General features: G+C 65.7%; 5 protein-coding genes. 3 read left to right on the top strand and 2 right to left on the bottom strand.

All coding sequences use genetic code 11. The annotated features are described in order from the left end of the window. Nucleotides 1-56: 56 nt before the first annotated feature. Nucleotides 57-1,022: a 2-hydroxyacid dehydrogenase gene (locus tag AC1D00_RS30140; protein WP_477013173.1), complete on the bottom strand. Its 966-nt coding sequence runs from the start codon at nucleotides 1,020-1,022 to the stop codon at nucleotides 57-59. 145 nt (nucleotides 1,023-1,167) lie between these two features. Between AC1D00_RS30140 and AC1D00_RS30135 the strand changes: the two genes are divergently transcribed. Next, complete coding sequence (locus AC1D00_RS30135; RefSeq protein WP_135177162.1) at nucleotides 1,168-1,536, top strand: YciI family protein; 369 nt, start codon at nucleotides 1,168-1,170, stop codon at nucleotides 1,534-1,536. Further along, nucleotides 1,533-2,834, top strand: coding sequence for an RNA polymerase sigma factor (locus AC1D00_RS30130; RefSeq protein ID WP_477013172.1), 1,302 nt, complete (start codon nucleotides 1,533-1,535; stop codon nucleotides 2,832-2,834). The genes AC1D00_RS30135 and AC1D00_RS30130 overlap by 4 nt, the downstream gene beginning before the upstream one ends. Before the next feature lie 64 nt (nucleotides 2,835-2,898). Here AC1D00_RS30130 and AC1D00_RS30125 read toward each other — a convergent pair whose 3' ends face one another. Next, entirely contained in the window at nucleotides 2,899-3,537 is a 639-nt protein-coding gene (locus AC1D00_RS30125; RefSeq protein ID WP_477013171.1) for a TetR/AcrR family transcriptional regulator, read from the bottom strand. Nucleotides 3,538-3,682: 145 nt separating this feature from the next. Here AC1D00_RS30125 and AC1D00_RS30120 point away from each other — a divergent pair, with 145 nt between their 5' ends. After that, nucleotides 3,683-4,114, top strand: coding sequence for an ester cyclase (locus tag AC1D00_RS30120; RefSeq protein ID WP_477013170.1), 432 nt, complete (start codon nucleotides 3,683-3,685; stop codon nucleotides 4,112-4,114). Nucleotides 4,115-4,121 lie beyond the last annotated feature (7 nt).

Here is a 4,121-nt window from a genome sequence, read left to right as displayed (position 1 = left end):
GGTATGGGTCCCGGCCTTCGCCGGGACGACATGGAGTTTGTAGAGCCAGGCGAGCCCTAATACCCCCGTGCCCGGTCCACGACGTTCTCCAGCGCGCCGCCCGCCTCGAACCGTGCGATCTGCTCGGCGACATAGGCCGAGATCGCTTCCGCGTCGGTGTCCGCGGCGTTGTGCGGGGTCAGCAGCACCTTGGGATGGGTCCAGAAGCGGCTGTCGGCCGGCTGTGGCTCCTGCACGAAGACGTCGAGGGAGGCCGCGCCCAATGTGCCGTCGTCGAGACAGGCGAGGATATCGGCCTCGTTCTGCAAGCCGCCGCGGCCGGCATTGATCAGCACGGGTGCGCCGAGCGGGCTCTTGCGGTTGAGCTTGGTGAAGACGTCGCGATTGAGGATGCCGTGCGTGTCCGGGGTCAGCGGCAACAGCGAGACCAGAATGTCGGTCGCGCGCAGGAACGCATCGATTCCGGCGACGCCATGGAAGCATTCGACACCGTCGATCGTGCGCGGGCTGCGGCTCCAGCCGACGACGCGGAAGCCGAGCCGCCGCAGCACGTCGGCCGCATCCGCGCCCAGCGTGCCCAGCCCCATCACGCCGACCGTCACCGCGCTCGCCGGCCACTGATATTTCGGCTCCCAGCGTTTCTCACGCTGCGACTGCCGCAAGTACAGCTCCTGGCGGTGGTGCATCAGCACGTGCAGCACGACATATTCGGTCATGCGATTGGTCAGGTCGGGCACGGCGACGCGAACCAGCGGCACGTCCGGCAGGCTATTGTCCGCCATCAGCGCATCGACGCCGGCGCCGAGATTGAAGATCGCGCGCAGATTGGGGAACGAGCCGAGATCGCCCGGCACCGGCTTCCACACCGCGGCATAGTGCACCTCGGCCGGATCGAGCCCGGCATCGGGCAGCAGCACCACGCGGCGACCGCCGCAGACCGAATCGAACCGGGCCTTCCAGCGTTCCGGCAGCCAGTTCTGCTGCGTGCTGTTGATCAGGACGGCCAGTGTGCCTTTGGTCATTCGAAGTGCCTCGTCGGGGTTCCGCTTTTGAGGGCTCTCCTTGGCACGATCCGCCGGATTTTTCTTGCAGTTTTTTTCCGCAGCCCTGTCGGGGCAGGGCATAGTGGATCGTCTTCAAAACAAGAGGTCAGGGAAGGTACTGCCCATGCTTTATGCGATCCTTTGCTATCATGACGAGGACTTCGTCGGCTCCTGGAGCAAGGACCAGGACGAGGCGGTGATGAAGAAGCTCGCCGTGGTGCAGGAGAAGCTCACGAGCCAGGGCCGGCTCGGTCCGGTGGCGCGGCTGTTGCCGACCACCGCGGCGGCGACGCTGCGTAAGGAAGACCCGCCGCTGGTGCTCGACGGCCCCTATGCCGAGACCAAGGAGCAGTTGCTCGGCTTCTACATCGTCGATTGCAAGAACCTCGACGACGCGCTCGACGTCGCGCGCGACCTCGGCTCCGCCAATCCCGGTGGTGCCTATGAGGTGCGCCCCGTCGGCGTGTTCAGGCCGGGAGGAAACCTGACGTGAGCGAGACCGGCACCGCCTGGATCGAGACCGCGCTGACTTCGGCGCGACCCCAGGCGGTCGGCGCGCTGCTGCGCTATTTCCGCGATCTCGACACCGCCGAGGAAGCCTTCCAGAACGCCTGCCTGCGCGCGCTCAAGACATGGCCGCAGAACGGGCCGCCGCGCGATCCCGCGGCCTGGCTGATCATGGTCGGCCGCAATGTCGCGATCGACGAGGTGCGGCGCGCCCGCAAGCAGCAGCCGCTGCCCGAGGACGATCAGGCGATCTCCGATCTCGGCGATGCCGAGGGCGCGCTCGCCGAGCGGCTCGACGGCTCGCATTATCGCGACGACATTCTGCGCCTGATGTTCATCTGCTGCCATCCGCAATTGCCGGCGACGCAGCAGATCGCGCTCGCCCTGCGCATCGTCTCCGGCCTCACCGTGAAGCAGATCGCCCGTGCTTTCCTGGTCTCGGATGCGGCGATGGAGCAACGCATCACGCGCGCCAAGGCGAAGGTCGCTGAAGCCGGGGCGCCTTTCGAAACGCCCGGTGCAGTCGAACGCTCCGAGCGGCTCGCCATTGTCGCGGCGATGATCTACCTGATCTTCAATGAGGGTTATTCGGCGAGCGGCGACACCGCCGAGATCAGAAAGCCGCTCTGCGAGGAGGCGATCCGGCTGGCGCGGCTGCTCCTGCGGCTGTTCCAGAGCGAGCCGGAGATCATGGGGCTGGCGGCGTTGCTGCTGTTGCAGCATGCGCGCAGCGCCGCGCGGTTTGCGGACGACGGTTCGCTGATCTTGCTGGACGACCAGGATCGCTCCCTGTGGAACGGCACCATGATCGCGGAAGGGCTGGCGCTGATCGACAAGGCGATGCGCCATCGTCGCAGCGGGCCCTACCAGATTCAGGCCGCGATCGCCGCATTGCATGCCCGTGCGGCGACGCCGGAGGAGACCGACTGGGCCCAGATCGACCTGCTCTATGGCGCGCTGGAACTGGCGCAGCCGTCGCCGGTGGTGACGCTCAATCGCGCGGTCGCGGTGTCCAAGGTGCGCGGGCCGCAAGCCGCGCTCGACCTGATCGAGCCGCTGGCGCCGAAGCTTGCCAACTACTTCCATTTCCACGGCGTGCGCGGCGCCTTCCTGATGCAGCTCGGCCGCAACGACGAAGCCCGCGTCGCCTTCGACCGCGCCATCGCGCTCGCCAACACCTCGGCGGAGGCCGCCCACATCCGCATGCACATCGATCGCCTGATCCGGGACAGTCAGCCGAAGAGCAGCAACGGGAGCGCCAGGCAGGGTGCGAAGGCGAAATAGTACGGGCTCCCTCCAGTCCGTCACGGCCGGGACAAAGGCGAGCGGCGCGAAGGGCAATCGGGGACTAACCAACCGGCTCATCGCGGCATAATTCGCGGCGCAGGACATCGCGCAGCCAGCTTTCGTAATCACTGGCCGGCCATCGCGATTCGATCACGAGCAACCTGAAGAGCTCCCGGCTCGTCAGTGTCCACATGATATCGGCGGCGCGCGCGACGGAGAGGCCGGGGCGGAGCTGGCCTTGCYGACGAAGGTCCTCGATCAGCGGGCGCTGAGGCGTCCGGCGGCTTTCTTCGCGCGCATCGACCAGCGCGGCGAGTTCGGGCGAGACGGCGGCCGCTCCCCGCACGAGATCCAGAGTCGCCTGCTCAGCCTCGTAGATCTGGCGCGCAATGCGCGCCGACACGGCAAGGCGCGCGCGCGCATCGCCCGTGTCGTTGGCCTCTGACACGAGGGATTTGTACGCCTCGCCGAAACGGGCCTGGTCCAATAGCGCGAGGACGATGCCGCGCTTGRATTTGAAGCCGGAATAGACGGTCGGCGCCGCGACGCCAGCCTTGCGGGCAATCGCCTCGATCGTCGTTCCGTCAAACCCTTCGATGCTGAACAGGGTTTCAGCAGCGGCGAGAATGCGGCGCTGCGTGTCCGCCGCCTGCTGCTGGCGCGCCGAAGAAACGTAACGACGAGACTTTTCCTTTGACATCGGCACCGCGATTTAAATATAGTAAGCTATATTGAATACCGATGACTATCGTAGCCGATCGGAAGCGACGCGTCTTGCCCGGGCCAAACGTTCGCAAGCGCCGTCATGGGCTCGGCTACTGCAAGCGAAACCTTGGAGAGAAAACATGACCAGCGCCCATCAGCTTGCCCTGAACGAAGAGATCGTTCGCGAGCTCTACACCTGCATTCAGGCTAATCGCGCGGACCGCTTCGAAGCGCTGGTCTCGACCGAGCATGTCGATCATTCCAACGGGCGGCACGGACCCGCCGGCTTCGCCGCGGCCGTCGCGAATCTTCACAACGCGTACTCCAATTTCCGGATCGAGCTGGAGACCGTCGTTGCAGCAGACGATCTGGTCGTCATCCAGTGGCATGAAACGGGGTTGCACACGGGCCAGTTCTTCAATCTCAAGCCGACCAACCAGCCGTTCGAAGCACGCGGCTTGAACATGTACCGGCTGGCCCACGGAAAGATCGTGGATTCTTGGATCGCAGTCGATCCGACGACGTTCCGCGCGCAGCAGCTGGCCCAAGCCACGCTCCGAGATGCGACCTGATCGAGCT

This window comes from Bradyrhizobium sp. P2_E8 (assembly GCF_056403875.1).
This window is presented reverse-complemented; position numbering and strand designations above follow the sequence as displayed.

Coding starts and splice junctions, on each gene's coding strand:
- AC1D00_RS30140 (WP_477013173.1), bottom strand. CDS start 1,022: ATGACCAAAGGCACACTGGCCGTCCTGATCAACAGCACGCAGCAGAAC.
- AC1D00_RS30135 (WP_135177162.1), top strand. CDS start 1,168: ATGCTTTATGCGATCCTTTGCTATCATGACGAGGACTTCGTCGGCTCC.
- AC1D00_RS30120 (WP_477013170.1), top strand. CDS start 3,683: ATGACCAGCGCCCATCAGCTTGCCCTGAACGAAGAGATCGTTCGCGAG.